General features: G+C 32.0%; 16 protein-coding genes. 7 read left to right on the top strand and 9 right to left on the bottom strand.

Features of this window, described 5'->3' with window-relative positions; genetic code table 11:
• Nucleotides 1–270 precede the first annotated feature (270 nt).
• Nucleotides 271–1,161, bottom strand: a complete 891-nt coding sequence (locus RHP49_10470) for an AraC family transcriptional regulator (GenBank protein WNH11334.1) — start codon at nt 1,159–1,161, stop codon at nt 271–273.
• A gap of 196 nt (nt 1,162–1,357) precedes the next feature.
• On the opposite strand from RHP49_10470, the gene RHP49_10465 reads away from it, so the two are divergent.
• From RHP49_10465 to RHP49_10440, 6 genes are read left to right on the top strand one after another with little or no spacing between them, the layout of a single operon-like run.
• Complete coding sequence (locus tag RHP49_10465; GenBank protein ID WNH11333.1) at nt 1,358–2,485, top strand: glycosyl hydrolase; 1,128 nt, start codon at nt 1,358–1,360, stop codon at nt 2,483–2,485.
• A gap of 14 nt (nt 2,486–2,499) precedes the next feature.
• Nucleotides 2,500–4,338 carry a sodium:solute symporter family protein gene (locus RHP49_10460; GenBank protein ID WNH11332.1) on the top strand — a complete coding sequence of 613 codons (1,839 nt, stop codon included), beginning with the start codon at nt 2,500–2,502 and terminating at the stop codon, nt 4,336–4,338.
• A 21-nt stretch (nt 4,339–4,359) separates the two neighbouring features.
• Nucleotides 4,360–5,535, top strand: coding sequence for a glycosidase (locus RHP49_10455; GenBank protein ID WNH11331.1), 1,176 nt, complete (start codon nt 4,360–4,362; stop codon nt 5,533–5,535).
• A 2-nt stretch (nt 5,536–5,537) separates the two neighbouring features.
• Nucleotides 5,538–6,716 carry an AGE family epimerase/isomerase gene (locus RHP49_10450; GenBank protein ID WNH11330.1) on the top strand — a complete coding sequence of 393 codons (1,179 nt, stop codon included), beginning with the start codon at nt 5,538–5,540 and terminating at the stop codon, nt 6,714–6,716.
• A 29-nt stretch (nt 6,717–6,745) separates the two neighbouring features.
• Nucleotides 6,746–8,002 carry a glycosyl hydrolase gene (locus RHP49_10445; protein ID WNH11329.1) on the top strand — a complete coding sequence of 419 codons (1,257 nt, stop codon included), beginning with the start codon at nt 6,746–6,748 and terminating at the stop codon, nt 8,000–8,002.
• A gap of 13 nt (nt 8,003–8,015) precedes the next feature.
• Nucleotides 8,016–9,350 (top strand): beta-mannanase, encoded by a 1,335-nt coding sequence (locus RHP49_10440; protein ID WNH11328.1) that lies wholly within the window; start codon nt 8,016–8,018, stop codon nt 9,348–9,350.
• 87 nt (nt 9,351–9,437) lie between these two features.
• Here the strand turns inward: RHP49_10440 and bglX are convergent, their stop codons facing one another.
• The 8 genes from bglX to RHP49_10400 all read right to left on the bottom strand — a co-directional run bounded on the left by bglX (nt 9,438) and on the right by RHP49_10400 (nt 17,929).
• Nucleotides 9,438–11,726, bottom strand: a complete 2,289-nt coding sequence (gene bglX, locus RHP49_10435) for a beta-glucosidase BglX (protein WNH11327.1) — start codon at nt 11,724–11,726, stop codon at nt 9,438–9,440.
• Nucleotides 11,727–11,742: 16 nt separating this feature from the next.
• Nucleotides 11,743–13,116 carry a sialate O-acetylesterase gene (locus tag RHP49_10430; GenBank protein WNH11326.1) on the bottom strand — a complete coding sequence of 458 codons (1,374 nt, stop codon included), beginning with the start codon at nt 13,114–13,116 and terminating at the stop codon, nt 11,743–11,745.
• Entirely contained in the window at nt 13,116–14,210 is a 1,095-nt protein-coding gene (locus RHP49_10425) for a GDSL-type esterase/lipase family protein (GenBank protein WNH11325.1), read from the bottom strand. Before RHP49_10425 ends, RHP49_10430 begins: the two co-directional genes overlap by 1 nt.
• A 28-nt stretch (nt 14,211–14,238) precedes the next feature.
• Nucleotides 14,239–15,255: a glycoside hydrolase family 5 protein gene (locus tag RHP49_10420; protein WNH11324.1), complete on the bottom strand. Its 1,017-nt coding sequence runs from the start codon at nt 15,253–15,255 to the stop codon at nt 14,239–14,241.
• Between the two features lie 404 nt (nt 15,256–15,659).
• Entirely contained in the window at nt 15,660–15,953 is a 294-nt protein-coding gene (locus tag RHP49_10415; GenBank protein WNH11323.1) for a hypothetical protein, read from the bottom strand.
• A gap of 115 nt (nt 15,954–16,068) precedes the next feature.
• Complete coding sequence (locus RHP49_10410) at nt 16,069–16,593, bottom strand: hypothetical protein (protein WNH11322.1); 525 nt, start codon at nt 16,591–16,593, stop codon at nt 16,069–16,071.
• Nucleotides 16,594–16,610: 17 nt separating this feature from the next.
• Nucleotides 16,611–17,126, bottom strand: a complete 516-nt coding sequence (locus RHP49_10405; GenBank protein ID WNH11321.1) for a hypothetical protein — start codon at nt 17,124–17,126, stop codon at nt 16,611–16,613.
• 29 nt (nt 17,127–17,155) lie between these two features.
• Nucleotides 17,156–17,929, bottom strand: coding sequence for a hypothetical protein (locus RHP49_10400; protein WNH11320.1), 774 nt, complete (start codon nt 17,927–17,929; stop codon nt 17,156–17,158).
• Nucleotides 17,930–18,068: 139 nt separating this feature from the next.
• On the opposite strand from RHP49_10400, the gene RHP49_10395 reads away from it, so the two are divergent.
• Nucleotides 18,069–19,070, top strand: coding sequence for a hypothetical protein (locus tag RHP49_10395; GenBank protein WNH11319.1), 1,002 nt, complete (start codon nt 18,069–18,071; stop codon nt 19,068–19,070).
• Nucleotides 19,071–19,077: the final 7 nt, after the last annotated feature.

The following is a 19,077-nucleotide window of genomic DNA, read 5'->3' as shown; positions in this document are numbered from 1 at the left end:
TTTAGTTTAGTAGTATTAATTGTTAATTTTAGGACTAACTATTTTACGATATATATAATTAATCACTTGGTTTATTATTAATTTCAAAATTAAATTAAATGTTAAGTTAACGTTAATATTATTTTGTCATTTACTAATAAAATTTATTCGACAAAGACATACTCGTTTAACTTTTTTAATCAAATTTGGTTAAAAAATAATTGATAAATAAACAAATACCCTTTTAAAAAAGGGTATCTAGAAATAATTATGGTATGTAATTTAAATAGACTATAGTATTCTTTTAATACCAGAAAAGTCATTTTTATATTGGCTTGGAGTACATTTTTTAGACTTTTTAAATACCCTATTAAAATTGGCTATATTATTAAACCCACAGTTAAATGCGATTTCAGATATACTTACATCCTTTTCAATTATTCTTATGGCAGCATAGCCAATTCTAACATCATTAACATAATCAACAAAAGTTTTGCCCGTTCTTTTTTTCATAAACCGATTAAAAGATACTTGGCTCATATTTACCAATTCTGAAGCTTCAGCAAGTGTTATTTTTTTATCATAATTTTCTTGAACATATTCATAAATCCTTTTGATTTTATCACTATTTTCAAAACTATCTCGATTTGTAGTATAACTAGAAAGAAGTCTTTGATTTCTTGAATTGGCTAGATCATATAGTATAGAAATCAATTCTAAAAAGTAGTCCATACTATCTAATTTAGACACTTGAGCAATTCGTTCAAATATCTCGGCACTCACTTTTTTCGAAAATAAAATGCCGTGTATAGATCTGTCAAACATGTCTTTAATTGGTTTCATTATCTTTCTAGACAAAAACTCATCATTGAACAAATCACCATGAAATTGAATAGTGATTTCACGTATTTCTCTGCTTTTACAATTATGGGTTAGCCAGCCATGGTACAAATTTGGCCCCACCAAAACCAGTTCTATATTGTCAATCTCCTCAATACTATCGCCAACAACTCTATTAACCCCCTTGCCATTGCTAATGAAATTTAGTTCATATTCAGGATGGAAATGTATGGGAAAATCAAACTCTTCCTTAACTCTGTCGAAAACTAAAAAACTATCTTCAGGAGATAAAGGTGTAATTTCTCTGTGTACTTTCTTTAAAATATCCATTTTAGGTGTCATTATATTTTATCATATTGATAAAATAATATTATAGATGTACTTTATATAATTGTTAATTTTGAATTTCATAAAATAGCGACACCAAAATTATATATTATATATTTATTTTGGCATAAAATTATCAAAAAATAGTCAATTAATGCATAGAACTTACAAAACATATAATTTTAAAAAGTGTTTAATTAAAATTTTAATAATGGGATTTATTGCTATTTTCAATTCCTGTAAACCTTTTTACAATACGGTTTATAAAAAACCACAATTGGTTGATACGAAAGCGTCAAAACAAGTTAAAATTCTTCACAAAAAGTTATTCTATCTTTCAAAAGAAGGATTTGCTATTGGTCACCAAGATGCCACTGCATATGGAATTGGTTGGAAGCAATCAGATTTTCCAAACATGATTAAAAGTGATGTGAATGATATACTAGATGATTTTCCTGCCGTTTATGGATTTGATATAGGAGGCATAGAAAAAGGGAAAACCAATAATCTTGATGGTGTTCCTTTTGATACCATGAGAGCATTAATGATTGATGCTTATAGTAAAGGAGGTATAATAACGGTAAGTTGGCATGCCGATAATCCAAAAACCAATGGTGATTCTTGGGATAGAACTACTGCAGTACAAGAGATTATAGGAGACGGCAAGCTTGTAAAAAAATACGAGTCATGGTTAAGCAAGGTAGCAGTTTTCCTAAAATCTATTAGATATAAAGGAAAAGCTATACCCATAATATTTAGACCTCATCATGAAATGAATGGTGACTGGTTTTGGTGGGGAAACCCTAATTGTAATTCCTTGGAGTATCTGCAATTATGGCGAAATACGATTTATTCACTAAGGGATAAGTATCATGTTCATAATTTAATATATGTATATGCTCCCAATAAATTAAATCCGAACGATAATTACATGGATTATTATCCTGGAGATACTTTTGTAGATATTTTAGGTATCGATATCTATGATTTTCAGAATTCTGTTGAATTCTCAAACGCTATTGCAAATGATCTAAAAATTGTAAAAAACATAGCAACCGAAAAAAGTAAGCTATATGCACTTACTGAAACGGGGGTCAATAAATCTGCAGGGGTAAATTGGTTTATTCAAGAATTAGTCCCAGACCAAAATTGGTTTACTAAGGTGTTATATCCAAACATTGAAAATTCTGGAATTTCTTGGATTCTATTTTGGAGGAATGGCAATGAAGGCGAGCAGTACATGCCGAACAAAGGTCATAAAAGTGAAGCAGATTTTAAAATCTTCGCAAAAGAACCAAAAGCATTATTTTTAAAAGACATTAATAGACTAAAATTATAAACTAAGTTTATTTTATGAAATTACTTCACACCGCAGATATATTAATCATAGCCGCTTATTTAGTCACCATTATTGTCATAGGTTTAGTCCTTAGAAAAAGAGCTCAACGCAGTAAAGATGATTATTTATTAGGAGGGAAATCGATTCCTTGGTATTTACTTGGTCTTTCTAATGCGTCTGGAATGTTTGATATTTCGGGTACCATTTGGCTCGTTACCATCATGTTTGTTTATGGCATAAAAAGCGCTTGGATTCCTTGGTTATGGCCAGTTTTTAATCAGATATTTTTAATGGTTTACTTATCAAAATGGCTAAGACGTTCTAATGCTACGACAGGGGCAGAATGGATAGGCACTCGATTTGGATATAAAAAAGGCGCTAAGCTGTCGCATATAATTGTTGTGGTTTTTGCTTTAATTATGTGTTTAGGTTATTTAGCTTATGGGTTTATAGGCTTAGGCAAATTTATAGAGATCTTTATTCCTTGGGAGGTGGTAAGCAACTACATTCCTTTTTCGGTAACACCCGAGTTTGTTCCTCATTTTTACGGCATCATTTTTACACTTTTTGCAGTATTTTATTCACTTCTTGGCGGTATGTCTGGCATTGTTTGGGCAGACGTTGTTCAATTTGCTATTATGACTATTGCCGCATTGGTAATTGGTTATTTAGGATTTGTTGCCATTGGTGAAAACACGCTTATTGTCCCAGAAGGTTGGTTAAGTCCGTTTTTCGATTGGCAATTAAATATGGATTGGAGTTCTATTATCCCAGAAGTTAATCAAAAAATTAAAGAAGATGGTTTTAATTTATTTACTATTTTCTTTATGATGATGGTTTTTAAAGGTGTTTTAGTTAGTGTTGCTGGTCCTGCACCTACTTACGATATGCAAAAAATACTCTCCACAAAATCAGCATCTGAAGCATCAAAAATGAGTGGATTTGTCTCTGTAATCTTAATGCCTATTCGCTATTTAATGATTGCTGGGTTTGCTGCTTTAGCCTTAGTTTATTATGAAAGATTAGATTTATTAACAGTCTCTGGAGACATTGACTTTGAATTAATCCTACCTACCGCAATAAGAGAATTTGTTCCAATTGGCTTATTAGGACTTTTATTGGCTGGCTTAATTGCTGCATTTATGTCAACTTTTGCTGGAACTTTAAATGCCGCACAAGCTTATTTAGTAAATGATATTTATTTAAAATATAAAAATCCACAGGCGAGTGCAACTCAAATAAAAAACATGAATTATGCAACTGGTATTATTGTGGTATTTATAAGCATTATAATAGGTTTATTTGCTAAAGATGTAAATTCTGTATTACAGTGGATTGTTTCTGTTTTATATGGTAGTTATGTCTGTGCCAATATTTTAAAATGGCACTGGTGGCGCTTTAATGGTGAAGGATTCTTTTGGGGAATGGCATCAGGACTATTGGCAGCTGCTATTGTGCCTGAGTTATTTCCAGATGTTTTAGGCTTATATCTATTTCCTGTTTTACTGGTAGTGTCACTTATTGGTTCCATTTTAGGGACTTATTCAGCGCCTCCAACCGAGGAAGCTGTTTTAAAGACCTTTTATAAAAATGTTAAACCTTGGGGTTTTTGGTCACCTATTTATGGAAAATTAAAAGCTGAAGATCCAAGTTTTAAAAAGAATTCAGATTTTGGAAGAGATATGTTCAATGTTGTTATTGGCATTATTGCACAAACAGCTTTAGTAATTAGTCCTATGTATCTCATATTTAGACAAAACACACCTCTATATATTTCCTTAGCAGTTTTAGTTGTTTGCCTATTCCTGTTGAAAAAATATTGGTGGAACACACTAGAAGAAAAATTAAATTAATAACTTTTAAATAATAATACATTGTACAAGATAACAAACCATATAGAAGATGTGAAGGAGGCTTATCAAAAATTAATTAGTAAAATAAATGAGCCTATTTCTAAATCAAATGGCATTTATAATAGATATAAAAACCCGATTGTAACCGCTGAGCACATTCCAATCCATTGGAGATATGATTTAAATCCTAAAACAAACCCCAATGTTTTAGAAAGAATAGGATTTAATGCGGTCATGAATTCAGGTGCTATAAAGTGGCACGGTAAATATGTTTTATGCCTTCGTACGGAAGGTATCGATAGAAAATCGTTTTTTTCAATGGCCGAAAGTCCTAATGGTATTGATAACTTTGAATTTTGGGAAAAACCGTGTGTAATTCCTCAAATTGAAGGAAATCCGGACACTAATGTTTACGACATGCGGCTAATAGAACATGAAGATGGTTGGATTTACGGTGTTTTCTGCACCGAACGTAAAGATCCAAATGTGCCACCAGAAGATACAAGTAGCGCTATTGCAAATGCTGGTATAGTAAGAACAAAAGATTTGATTAATTGGGAACGACTACCAGATTTAATTTCAAACACAGGACAACAACGCAATGTGGTGCTTCACCCAGAATTTATTAATGGTAAATACGCGGTTTATACAAGACCCCAACAAGGATTTATTGATGTTGGAAAAGGTGGTGGCATCGGATTAGGATATATTGACGACATGATGAATCCTGTCGTTAAAGACGAAAGAATAATCAATAATAAAGTATATCACACTATTTATGAACTTAAAAATGGCTTAGGACCTGCACCCATTAAAACCGATAAAGGTTGGTTGCACCTAGCCCATGGTGTAAGAAATACGGCTGCTGGATTACGCTATACGTTATATATGTTTATGACGGATTTGAATGATATTTCAAAAGTGATTCACCATCCAGCGGGATATTTTATGGCTCCCGAAAATGAAGAACGCATAGGGGACGTATCTAACGTATTATTTTCAAATGGTTGGATAGCGGACGATGACGGTACTGTATATATTTATTATGCATCTTGCGACACCAGAATGCATGTGGCTACATCAACTATAGAAAAATTAATTGATTATTGTATGAATACGCCCGAAGATAAATTTACATCTGCAGGTTCTGTAGAAACTATTTTAAATCTAATAGAAAAAAATAAAGGTTTGTATTAATCATGGATACCTACGACCAACTTAAATCTGAACTTAATTCTGAATTAAAAAACATATTAAGTTATTGGACGAATAACACATTAGACCAAGAACACGGTGGTTTTGTAGGCAAAATAGATCATTATAATAACGTAGTTTCAGAAGCGCCTAAGGGTATTATTTTAAATACACGGATTCTTTGGTCGTTTTCGGCCGCTTCTAATCATTTAAAAACCGATGAATATCGTATTATTTGTGATAGAGCATTTAAATATTTGAAGACTTTTTTTAATGATGTAATGCACCAAGGAGTTTTTTGGGAACTTGATTATAAAGGCAATCCTTTAAATAAACGAAAGCAAATTTACGCCCAAGCGTTTACCATTTATGCTTTATCTGAATATTACCTATTTACTAAAAATGAAGCTGCTAAAAATTGGGCTATAGAACTATTTGAACTGATTGAAGAACATGCCAAAGATGATTTGAATAGCGGCTATTTTGAGGCTTTCCATGAAGATTGGAGTCCGATAGAAGATATGCGATTAAGTGATAAAGACATGAATGCTTCTAAAACCATGAATACACATTTACATGTTTTAGAAGCCTATACAACCTTACTTAAAATTCATGATAACAATCAATTAAGAAGCTCTTTAAAAACACTTGTTGATTTATTTTTTGAAAAATTCTTGAATAATAAAAATCATTACGATTTATTCTTTGATGATACGTGGCATTTATTAAGCGACACCGTGTCTTTTGGTCATGATATTGAAACAGCATGGTTGGTTATTGAAGCAGCTAAAACCTTGAATAATGATTTTTTATTATCCAAAGCGAATGAAATAGCATTAAAAGTAGCTAATACTTTTTTACAAGAAGCCATAGATGAAACAGGTGCTGTTCTAAATGAAAAAAACAGAAACACAAACCATATAGATACAGATAAGCATTGGTGGCCACAAGTAGAAGCTCTTATTGGCTTGAAATATGCTCATAGTTTAGAAACTAATGATCAATATATAACAGCTTCTCTTAAAATATGGGATTATATTAAAAATCACCTCTTAGATCATGAGCACGGAGAATGGTTTTTTAGAGTTGATAAAAATGGAACTGTTTACACGCAAGAAGATAAAGTAAGTATGTGGAAAGCACCCTACCACACATCTAGGGCGTGTATTCTTTTAAACAAGTAACTTAAACTAGCAATTAGGCATAGGGAATTATGAATAATTTATATAAATTTATATTAGTTAAGCTCCCTGTTTTTATATGGCTTCTTTTAGCATTTTTAGCAATAGGATGTTCTAAAGATGAATTTCCTGAAGAACCTGAAATTATAGATCCTTCAACTCCAGAGAATGCTTTTGTTTTACAGCCAGAAGATACTCGATTATACATGGTAAATCCAAACGCTACAACAGAAACAGCCGCTCTGTTTTATAATCTTAAAATATTATCCAAATCGAACTTTATAGTAGGACAGCATAATGCTTTTCATAATTTATATAATGATGCCATAGGAGATTCAGACATTAAGAAAACCACTGGGAGTGACCCCGGATTATTAGGGTCAGATTTTTTGTTTATAACAGACGATCTTAACGATGGCACACCAACAAATTGGTTCTATCAACAAGAACAACGTATTAAAGCAGATGCCGTTGAAGCCTATAACAAAGGCATGGTAAACGCCTTTAGTTGGCATTTAAGAGAGCCTTATGAGGGTGTTAGTTTTTATACTTCTGAAATGACAGATTTTCAAAAAAACAATGCCTTTAAAAGTATTTTACCAAAAGGTGAAAACCATGAGTATTACAAACAAAAAATTGAAAAAGTTGCTGAGGTTGCCAAAAGAATGGTAGGTGCTGATGGAAAATTAGTGCCATTTATATTCAGACCATTCCATGAATTTGATGGCGACTGGTTTTGGTGGGGGGCTTCCTACTGTACGCCCCAACAATTTATTGCGCTTTGGCAATTTACGGTTGACTATTTAAGAGACACTTTAAATGTAAACAATATCCTTTTTGCTTTTTCCCCAGATAATAGTTTTATTTCAGCTTCTGAATATTTAGAAAGGTATCCAGGCGATAACTATGTAGATATTATAGGAATGGACAACTACGGTGATTTAAATAATCAAGGACAGACAGGGGTTGACAATGCTAACAACAAACTTCAAATTATTTCACATTTAGCGATAGAAAAGGTTAAAATAGCAGCATTAACTGAAACGGGATATTTTGTAACGCCTGGCTCAAACAGTCCTATTCCAAACTTTTATTCAACAAACTTATATAATGCCATAACAGTAAATAATACTGAAATTGGTTATATGATGTTTTGGTATAACTCAAAAGACACTTATTGCACACCAGCTCCAGGGTTACCAGATACTGCCGATTTTATCGCCTTTGCTAACAAACCAAAATCGGTGTTACAAAATAAGTTACCTAACATGTATGCATTACCAAACTAAATCTAAAATTATAATGAAAATCAATAAACCTTTTTTACTTGTTTTAACAATAGTACTTTTTTCAGCATGTAAAAGTGCTAAATACAGAAAATCCGTAAGGATGGTAGATATTAAACAAATCACAGTAAAGGATTCCCAGTTTATTAAAGAAGGAAAACCCTATTATTTTGTTGGTGCAAATTATTGGTACGGCCCATTAATAGCAGCTAAAAATATAGGTGATAGAGATCGGTTAATTAAAGAATTGGATCTTATGAAAGACCTAGGTATTGACAACCTACGCATTTTAGTTGGAGCAGAAGGAGATGGTGGAGATTCTAAAGTATATCCGGCATTACAATATGAACAAGGGAAATACAATAAAAACCTTCTTGATGGATTGGATTTTTTAATGGCGGAAATGCGAAAGCGGAATATGTATGCTGTTTTGTATTTAAACAATAACTGGATATGGTCTGGAGGGATGTCTGAATACCTAAAATGGAATGGTTACGGCGAAGTACCAAACCCCTTTTTGGAACAATATACTTGGGATGAGTATATGAACTATACTAAGCAGTTTCATAGTTGCAAACCCTGTAAAGAAGCCTATTACAATCATTTGAGATTTATTATTGGAAGAACAAATAAATATTCAGGAATAAAATACACTGAAGATAATACGGTGATGTCTTGGCAAGTTGCCAATGAGCCTCGTGTATTAATGACACCTGAACATGAAAAATCGTTTGCAAGTTGGTTAAATGAAACGGTTAATTTAATTAAAACATTAGATACCAATCATTTAACATCCACTGGAACAGAAGGAAAACATGGGTTTTTAGAAGACATAGACATGTATAAAAGACTACATGCTAATAAAAATATTGATTACTTAACGCTGCATATTTGGCCAAAAAACTGGAGTTGGTATGATATTAATAATGAAGCACAATCAACAGAAGAATCCATAGAAAAAACATACCAAGACATCGATGAACATATGGAGGTAGCTAAAGAGTTCAATAAGCCTCTTGTGATGTCTGAATTTGGATTTCCTCGTGAAAAAGAAAGCTTATCGCCAAAAGCTTCAGTTGAAAACAGGGACAATTATTATAAATCTGTTTTTAACAAAGTTATAGAGAGCTATAAAAATCAAGGCGTGCTTGCTGGGGCAAATTTCTGGGGATTTGCAGGGTTTGCTAAAACCAATCCTAAAAATAACAACGGAAAATGGCAACATGGCGATGATTTTACTGCCGATCCTCCACAAGAACCTCAAGGATTAAACTCGGTATTTGCTTCGGATGTTTCAACTTTACAAATCATTAAACAGGCAAATGAAACACTAAATAACCTGAATAAATAATCTTAATGATTATTTTTAAAAACTAAAAAAGCTCTACAAAATTTGTAGAGCTAAAGCCTCTTTTTTTAACCATGTGAGGTTTACTCGCTAATCTACTAATTTAAAGTCTGTTTCAAGAGTTGTTATAGAGCTTCCACCAATAAATACTTTAAAATCTCCTGGTTCTACAACATATGTTCCATCATTATCGTAGAACCCTAAGGTTTCTTTGTTTAAGGTGAAATGAATTGTTTTTGATTCACCAGCTTTTAATTTAACCAATTCAAATCCTTTTAATTCTTTAACAGGTCGGGTAACGCTTGCATATAAATCTCTAATATACAATTGCACCACTTCTTTTCCTGTTACTTTCCCTGTATTTTTTAAAGTCACAGAAACATCAACATCATCTCCTATTTTAAAAGAAGTTCCGTTTAGTATTACATCACTGTATTCAAAAGTTGTGTAGCTTAATCCATGCCCAAAAGGATATAATGGTGTTTTTTCTACATCTGAATAATGAGACCAAAAAACATTATTATCTTTATTGGTTGGTCTACCTGTATTTTTATAATTGTAATAAATAGGTACTTGTCCTACATTTCTTGGAAACGTCATGGGTAGTTTTCCACTTGGATTGTAGTCTCCGTATAACACTTGAGCCACAGCATTTCCTGTTTCCGTACCCAAATGCCAAGCTTCTACAATAGCAGGAATGTGTTTATCTGCCCAATTGATAGACAAAGGCCTACCGCTGTTTAGCACCAAAACAATATTAGGATTTACTTTATAAACCTCTTCTAATAACTCTTGCTGTATTGCTGGTAAATCTAACTCTGTCCTACTACGCCCCTCTCCAGACTGAAAACCGTTTTCTCCTAAAACCATCACAACCACATCTGCTTTTTTGGCAGTTGCAACCGCTTCTTTAACCCCTGATTTATTGGAAGTATTAATTTTCACCTCTTGTAAAAAATTAGAATCTCCAATAAAAAACTCTGATCCTTTTTCAAACAACAATTCATTTCCTTTGTATTGTTGCATCCCCTCCAAAACCGATACTGCTGTGTTATTTTCAGCAGCAATTCTCCAACTCCCTAAAGGACTATTTTTATCACTAGCCAAGGCACCAATCAAAGCTATTTTTTGACCTTCTTTTTTTAATGGAAGTATCTTATTTTGATTTTTTAAAAGCACTATAGATTTTTTAGCCATGTCCAACACCGCTTCATGTGCTTTTTTGCTTCCTACGGTTTCCTTTTCTCTTTTTTCGTCACAATATTTATATGGATCATCAAAGAGACCTAATTCAAATTTCACTCTTAAAATTCTACTAACCGCATCATCTAAAATAGCCTCTTGAATCACGCCATCTTTTACCAACTGAGCTAATTCCTCAATATAAACATATCCTTCCATGTCCATATCAGAACCCGCTAGCGCAGCGAGCCTTGCTGCTTCTCTTTTGTTTTTTGCGTGTCCCCATGTAATCATTTCATTCAAAGAAGCCCAATCAGAAATTACAAAACCATTGAATCCCCATTTTCCTTTTAAAATATCTCTTTGTAAATAAACGTTTCCAGTAGCAGGAACACCATTTAACTCATTAAAAGAATTCATTAAAGTTCGAACCCCCGCATCTACTGCTGCTTTAAAAGGAGGCAAAACAATATTATGTAAGGTTGAAGTTCCTATATCAACCGTATTGTATTCTTTTCCCGATTCCGAAAATCCATAAGCAGCAAAATGCTTGGCACAAGCAGCAATGGTGGTAGGTGATGACAAATCATCTCCTTGAAAACCTTGTACTCTTGCCACTGCTATTTTACTTCCTAAAAATGGATCTTCACCAGCCCCTTCCATGGAACGCCCCCAACGAGCATCTCTAGAAATATCCACCATAGGCCCAAATGTCCAGTTAATTCCAGATGCTGAAGCTTCTGCAGCAGCCGTTTCAGCAGATTTTTTAATCGCATTTAAATCCCAACTTGCAGCTTCAGCTAAAGGAATTGGACTTAACGTTTTATACCCGTGAATTACATCAAAACCAATGATTAACGGAATACCTAATCGTGTTTCTTCAACAGCTATTTTTTGAACAGCTCTTACTTGCTCGACACCTCTTACTGTTAACATTGAGCCCACCCAACCTTTTCTTAAATGCTCATATTTTTTCTCGGCACTCCCTCCTTCTGGAGCAGGTCCTGTAACATCCCAAAACCCATTGTATTGATTCATTTGACCTACTTTTTCTTCAATGGTCATTTGTTTTAAAAGAACTTTAATTTTTTGTTCAAAGGTGTTTTTGTTTTTCATTTGAAATGTTTTTTGAGCTTGACATGCTATAAAAGGCATAAGAGTTAATGATAAAATGATATTCAACTTTTGTAAATCCATAATATTAGTTGGCTTGTTAATTTTCTGTAGTAAAACTAGATGCAGGTAAGTTTGCTTTATTAAACAGATTGGATTGTGTATTATTCCCCCAGGCAAACCTTAGATATTTAATATCATTTACTTTTTTTGATGAAACAATAATAGTGTCATCTTTCAACTTACTTGTTGCAGGATAAAACAATTTATCTTCTCCTGCCACCTCAAACAATCCTTTTTTATCTTTGGAATAAAGACCTTCAGCATAATTGAAAGAAACAACGGCTTTATTTTTATCAAAATTAAGTTCTGAAACACTTGGACTTTCCACCAAATCATCAATTAAATGATAGTGATTTTTTAAAGCTAAATTGGCTAATCTAAATCCTACAGCTTTTTTATCTTTAGGATGAATATCATCAATTGGAGAAACATCACTAATCACCACCATTCCTGAATTCTTAATCTGGTTATCAGCCTTGCGTTGTGCATCTCTAATAATGACCCCTCCAAAATGATTCTCACCATAATTGTACGGAGCAATTTGTACAAAATAAAAAGGAAAGTTATATCCCCATAAATTTCTCCAAGAGGCAATTAATGCTTCTAAATTTTTATCATAAACATCAGAACCCACATTAGATTCACCTTGATACCATAAAGCTCCAGCTATTTTATAGCCTACTAAAGGATTGATCATGGTATTAAAAGCTTTCCCAGGTTTTATAGGTCCATAAGAAACAGGTGTTAACTTGTTAGCAGCTGTGAGTAAAGCGGTATCTTTTTTAATAATATTTTCTGGTGTCCAAATTTCAATAGGAGTTCCTCCCCAAGCCGAAACCATTAATCCTACGGGAACATCTTTCATGGTTTCTTGCAATCTTTTTGCAAAAAAATAAGCAGCTGCACTTGCGTATTTCATACTTTCAGAAGTACAGATTTCCCAACTAGAAATGATGTTATTTTGTTCTGAATTTGCAGCCATTTTAGGACTGGTAAAAAAACGGACGTTATCATAATTAGCTTTCGCTATTTCTTCTTCACTGTTATCAATTCCCCAACTTGCAGACATTTCCATGTTAGATTGTCCAGAGCAAAGCCAAACTTCTCCTATTAAAACATCCTTTAAAACAACTTCATTATAGCCTTTTATAGAAATTGTATACGGCCCACCAAATTTCGGGGTCTTTATAGTGAGCTCCCAATACGCTTGATTAGTTGCTTTTGTTTTGTAATTTTCACTTGTCCAAGATGGAGATATATCCACCTCTTCATTAGGATTTGCCCAGCCCCAAAATTTTACTTCATCATTTTGTTGCAGTACCATGTGATCTGAAAAAACAGAAGGTAATATCACATTAGCAAATGATATGTTTGCAACTAGCAGAAGGCATATAACTTTTAAAAATTTCATTATTTATTGTGTAAAATATTTTTAAAAAAAGGTGTTAGTTTTTCGGCTATTTGCTTATGCTCTTCAACACTAGGGTGCCATGAGCATCCATTTACATATGCTTTATCAAACTCAAATAACAAAATGGATTTCTCATGGTTTTCAGCAAAATAAGACTGAACGTCCTTTAAGCATGAAACCAATAGGGTATTGTTTTCTCCAACTACCATAGGACTATTTAGTAAAACAATTTGTGTGTTGGGATAATGACTATAAACCTTTTTTACAAAATTTATATAATTGGTTACGTACGTTTCTTCATTAAATGGTAATCGAGGCTTTATGCCATCACCATTTGATAAATCATTTGTTCCTAAACAGATACTAACGAGGTCTGGTTTTTTTTCAAAATTATACTTTTTTGAATTGTTAGTATCAAGATATAAATTTTCATAAACCTGTGGCATAATAGGCTCTTCAATATTTTCATCGTTCCAATTTCTATACATTCCTATACCAGATACAGAACTTAGCATAAAATCTGAATCTAACGCTCTCGCTACATCAGCGCCATAAGAAAAATATACGTTTTCGTGGTCAAAATACTCTCCTTCACCACAGGGTGTTACACTGTCATCAGCAACCGCTCCGCAGGTAATAGAATCTCCAATAAACTCAATAAAATGCTTTGGTTTTTTATTACTACTTAAAACCTCTTCCACCTTAATGCTATTAAATAGCACGAATCCGTTGCTTGCTTCAGATTCTTTAATAATTTTCAAAGTATGCCTCTTTTCTTTTGACGTGACTTCTATAATATAAGATGCTATATTATCACCGCTAATTTTTTTTCTACCTAAATATTCTCCATCCAACTCAAAGGCAACGTAATTGTAAGGAACTCTTTCTGCTTTTAAATACACTTCACAGTAGTCACCAGAGAAATTAATGGACACATTTGCACCAGGTGATGTTAAAGCAGCTCCATTTTCAATAAGCTCATACCTTCCATTATAATGAAAATTTTTATTGTCCGCACGATACTTTTTTGGCATTGTTTCATTAAAATTAAATAATAATGAAAGTATGAGTATTGGTATAAAATGGATGTTCATTTTGCTATATTTAATTTAAAAAGGCTTATTAATTGTATTTATAACTTTGAAGTTTTTTCTTAAAGTACTTTCCATGTCTTGAAGGCGTATAATCCCAATCCTCAAACAATCTTGGAGCCCACTGCGGATCGAAAACCCAAATAACATAAGAAATTTCTTTTTCATCAGCATAGTTGGTAATGGCATCTCCATAAGATTCATCACTTATAACAGGATGGTGAGCGCCTATATCTTCAGGTCCACAAAATCCGATTTCGGTAAGTATTAAAGGGTATTTCTCTTTAACAAATCCCCAATCTGCTGTCCATTGATTTTCCCAAGGCTTCTCTCTTTTTTCTGGATAAGGATGACTCACATAAGCAATCCCTTCTGCATCAATTGGGTTTTCAATAACAGGTGTTAAATCATAAGCCCAATTAAACCCTGCAACCAAGGGAATACCTTCGCCTCCATTGGCTCTTACAATAGTTATTATTTCTTCATTTATTTTCTTCCATGCTTCCCAAGTAGCTGTACCTAAAGTATTGTGATATGTAGTTGGTTCGTTAAATAACTCATAAAAAGCCACCGTTGTATTTTTTCCGTATTTTACAGCAATCGTTCTCCAGAAGTCATAGGTTTGTTTTAAAGTGGTGTCATACATATCGTCCTGATACATTTCTGTTTGTAAATTACCAATACTGTGCCAATCTATAATGACGTATAAATCGAGTTCAGTAGCCCATTTTATACCCTCATCTAGCAGCTTAAGATAATTTCCCTTCCCTCGCTTTGCCCAAGCTGTTGGGTGCACTGGAAAACGAACAATATTGGCACCCCATTTTTTAATTTCTTTAAAATATGATTTGTCCCAATGTCCTTGTATTTCTAATTTATCAGGATCGCTAGTATTTAGACCTCTAAAAATAATTATCTTTCCATCTTCAATGACAAAATTGCTTCCATTTACAGATATTCGATCTAATTTATTTTGTGAGAAGCTAAATGCCGAAGAAGAAAAGAATACACACAAGAGTACTAATAACTTTTTATTAAATTTATTCATACCTAAGTTATAATTCGTTTTATATGAAATGTAATTTATGATATGCAGGAAACTATTTCTTTTACTGCAAAATAATATTGTTTTTAAATACTAGATACAAAAACTCATTCCATTATTCGAAATTGTTAATATATAAGGTGGAAAATTATGAAAAGTAAGCATTAATAACTTAAAAAAAATAGTCAATTAATGATACGATATTATATAAATTGGGGATAATCTTTTGATTTTAGAAAATTGTTGGAGTTTCATAAAACAATTTATAAAGAGTCCAAAGAAAATTTAAACAGTTCTAAACAGGGGAAGCCTAAATATTACTTGAGCAAACTGCAATAAAAACAAACATGTCAATTAATAATTTGATTAATGTATTTTGTGTTTTCATAATCTTCAGTTTTATAAATTCAATTACTTTTTACATAAATTTCAGCTTTACCAAGTGATGATGCATCATCCCTACTTATTTCTTGATTTGAAATCTTAGTAAAGCTATACCATGTACCTGAGTTAGAATACACTTTAATGACATACGTATTTGTTCCATTATATTCTTCAACCTTGACATCATAATCCAGACCAATTAAAATCAAATAAGTTGACATTGCATTGGTTTCGTTTCCGTTTTCATCAATTATAAAAAAGCATAATTGGTAAACCTCAGACCTCGTTTCCCTATTTTTTCGTCTTTTATAGTCCAAGTACCTTGTATTCAACTCGGTGTAGAAATTTTTAAACCATCTGTTTTTTCTTGTACTTCAGGAGTACAAGAAATAAATATTATGATTATAAAAAATAAAATAATGCGTTTCTTAATTATATCTTATTAAATGTTAAATAATCTATATCACCTGTTTCCTTGTTTACTAAATAAAGTTCAATTTTATTTTCTGAGTAAGAACTAAAATCCCAAACACCATTGAGGTCCTTAAATTCATTATCAAAATTAAAAGTTATTATGACGTATAAATCATCCAAAAAATATTCTTCCTTACCTCGCTCCCAATCAATATTCCAGTTTCCTAAAAAATTATCATGCTCTACTTTTGGATTAAATGCTGAAATAAATAACCAATTAATTATAAAATGGTAAGCTTCAAAGTTTTTGGTTTCATCAATATTCAAATGAATAAATGAAGAAATAAACCATGTTCCAGAATTAGTAACATCTTCTATTTCACAAGCTATAGGTACACATTCCTCAAAACCAAAGCCACCAACACTTGTATCTCCAAAACCACTAAAATCAGGAACATAACCCGAGCAAGATGTAAATAATAACATTGGTAAGAACCACCAAATTAAGATTTCATTTTGCAATAGTCTTTTTATTGTTTTCATAACTCTTGACATTAATATTAATAAAATCTACTTTTTACTATCTTCTCTTTAAATATTCTCCATTTCTCAACATCTCCATTAATAATATAAGTTTTCGATTTTTTAAAAAGAGACGTTATTCCTCCAATAGCGCTGCCACCCAAAGCTCCTATACCTCCCAAAACAAGTGCCCCTTCTCCTTTTGTATATGAAAAAATCCAATCGTCAGGATCTGCTGTTGACACTCCCACCACAGCACCTAAAGTAGCTCCAGATACAGCACCAATTACAACATTGTTACTCGCAGATTTTTTTGTTCTTATAAAACCAATATCATTAAAACTTACCCGTGATTGTTTGATACTGTTTTTTAACTCTATAAGCGAGTCGTTAATAAAAACAAGTGCCCCTTTACTTATTTTCTTTCCTTCCAAATTATACACCCTTAAGTATATATTGTACTTTATTGTTTCGCTCTGGGCATTAACACTAATGCTAGTTATTAAAGCCGTAAGTAAAATCATAATTCTGATTTCTTTTTTTAGAGACTTCATGATATTATAAATTATTATAATTAGTTAATTTATAGTTTATAGGTAAGCCCTATTTTAGTAGATTTAATGTCACCTTGTGCCGTTTCAAAAATGGCACTAAAAGTATATTTGTTTAACCTCAACCCAAAAGTAAAACCATTAAAACCCGTTGTACCATCATACATATCAGCATCCTTAAAGTAAATCAAGTCACCAGCATAAAAACCGAAAGTAAAAGCTGCTCTATTAGACAGTTTAAAAACGTATTCTGAATAAAATTGATAAGTGAACATAGATTTTTGGTTTGCAACATATAAATCGTCATCATCAACTAAACTTAATTTAGTTAGTTTATCTTGATAAACTCCAGACTCATTAAGATAAGCCAACTCTAAACCTATAAATCGCCAATCTACTTTTGGACGTGTATATGTGTAATTTATTCCCGATTTTAAATTCACTGTAAAAAACGTACTCTTTTCTCCATTTTCAATAAGACCTTGATATCCTTCAGTAAATTCATAAGTACCAAAAGCAGTACCTAATCCATAATAAAAATTATAATGCCTTCCTGTTGTATTTCTATGAACATTCATTGCGGCAATTGTTTTTTTATCATTAAATGTTGCTGCTTCTTGCGGATGTTTTCCAAAACTCAAATCACCAGAAATGTAAGTCTCAGTTGTTTTCTTATCTATATAATGTTGTTTTTCAGTATATGATTTTAAAGAACCATAAGATCCTGTTGTATATACTCTTGTAGGGCCGCAAGAAACGAATATAACAATAGAAAAGAAAAGTATTAATCGTGATAGAGTTTTCATTGCCATGATTATTAAGTGGTTACACAACAAAATTACTTTGCATTAATTGATAATCATTTGCTTAAAATGATTAAAAAATAATTTATTTTTCTTAATTTTCACAAAATCTTCCAGATTCCTACTTGTAATTTTTAAAAAAATGCAAGAGCAATTTATTCAATTTTTAAAGGCTAAATCAAAAGACAACACCTCTTTTGTTGATGAAATAGCAAGTGTTTTAGATATAGGCTATGATGCAGCTTACAGAAGAATTAATTTAAAAACAAATCTATCATTAGATGAGAGTGTAAAACTCGCTAAACACTATAAAATTTCATTAAATAAGTTATTTGAAGTTGGGAGTCAAACCACCATACTTGCAGATTTATCGCCACCTATACACAATAAAGAAGGCTTAGAAATGTGGTTAAAACAATCTTTCAATAGTGTTTTTCCATTAACAAAACTTAAAAATGCTTCTATAATTTATTCGGCAAAAGATATCCCAATATTTCATACACTTAAAGATTCATTTTTATCTCGTTATAAAATCTATGTTTGGTTAAAGGATGTAGATCAGGAAATGACAAGAAACAAAATTACTTTTGATGATTTCATCAAAGACACCCCAGAATCATTACTTGAAAGCGCTTTTAACTTAGGTCAGGTTTACAAAGACATAAACATTACTGAAATCTGGAATAACACAACAATTAATGGAACTTTGCAACAAGTATTATATTATTTTGAATCTGGTTCTCTTTCTAAAAAACTTGCCTTATTAATATGCAATGATATTGAAGATTTAATCCGTCTTGTTGAAAAACAAGCCATTCAACAATCTTTAGTTGGTTCTAAAAATAAAGCCATTTATAATTTATACATCAATGATATACATACCATGAGTAATACTATTATGGTTAAAACCCCATATAAAAAAGTATTTTTCACACCTTTTACTGTAATTAGTTATTTTAAAATTGAACATCAACCTACTTGTGAACTCATGTTTGAGTTTTTTGAAAAGCAAATGAGTATATCTAAATTATTAGTTAATGCTGGTGAAAAAGACCGTTCACTATTTTTTAATAGAATGCACCAAAAAATTATTAGATTACGTGAACGGATTATAATAGACAATGATGCTTTTGATTTTGAATAAATAAAAT

Source organism: Flavobacteriaceae bacterium HL-DH10 (genome assembly GCA_031826515.1).
In the GTDB taxonomy this organism is placed as follows: domain Bacteria; phylum Bacteroidota; class Bacteroidia; order Flavobacteriales; family Flavobacteriaceae; genus Thalassobellus; species Thalassobellus suaedae.
Note: the sequence above shows the minus strand (reverse complement) of the source record. Positions and strands in the feature narration are given on the sequence as shown.

What these genes read in the sequence shown, in the direction of transcription:
- RHP49_10460 (WNH11332.1), top strand. Translation starts at nt 2,500, where the DNA reads ATGAAATTACTTCACACCGCAGATATATTAATCATAGCCGCTTATTTA.
- RHP49_10400 (WNH11320.1), bottom strand. Translation starts at nt 17,929, where the DNA reads ATGAAAACTCTATCACGATTAATACTTTTCTTTTCTATTGTTATATTC.
- RHP49_10405 (WNH11321.1), bottom strand. Translation starts at nt 17,126, where the DNA reads ATGAAGTCTCTAAAAAAAGAAATCAGAATTATGATTTTACTTACGGCT.
- RHP49_10470 (WNH11334.1), bottom strand. Translation starts at nt 1,161, where the DNA reads ATGACACCTAAAATGGATATTTTAAAGAAAGTACACAGAGAAATTACA.
- RHP49_10430 (WNH11326.1), bottom strand. Translation starts at nt 13,116, where the DNA reads ATGAAATTTTTAAAAGTTATATGCCTTCTGCTAGTTGCAAACATATCA.
- RHP49_10450 (WNH11330.1), top strand. Translation starts at nt 5,538, where the DNA reads ATGGATACCTACGACCAACTTAAATCTGAACTTAATTCTGAATTAAAA.
- RHP49_10395 (WNH11319.1), top strand. Translation starts at nt 18,069, where the DNA reads ATGCAAGAGCAATTTATTCAATTTTTAAAGGCTAAATCAAAAGACAAC.
- RHP49_10420 (WNH11324.1), bottom strand. Translation starts at nt 15,255, where the DNA reads ATGAATAAATTTAATAAAAAGTTATTAGTACTCTTGTGTGTATTCTTT.
- RHP49_10440 (WNH11328.1), top strand. Translation starts at nt 8,016, where the DNA reads ATGAAAATCAATAAACCTTTTTTACTTGTTTTAACAATAGTACTTTTT.
- RHP49_10465 (WNH11333.1), top strand. Translation starts at nt 1,358, where the DNA reads ATGGGATTTATTGCTATTTTCAATTCCTGTAAACCTTTTTACAATACG.
- RHP49_10425 (WNH11325.1), bottom strand. Translation starts at nt 14,210, where the DNA reads ATGAACATCCATTTTATACCAATACTCATACTTTCATTATTATTTAAT.
- RHP49_10410 (WNH11322.1), bottom strand. Translation starts at nt 16,593, where the DNA reads ATGAAAACAATAAAAAGACTATTGCAAAATGAAATCTTAATTTGGTGG.
- bglX (WNH11327.1), bottom strand. Translation starts at nt 11,726, where the DNA reads ATGGATTTACAAAAGTTGAATATCATTTTATCATTAACTCTTATGCCT.
- RHP49_10445 (WNH11329.1), top strand. Translation starts at nt 6,746, where the DNA reads ATGAATAATTTATATAAATTTATATTAGTTAAGCTCCCTGTTTTTATA.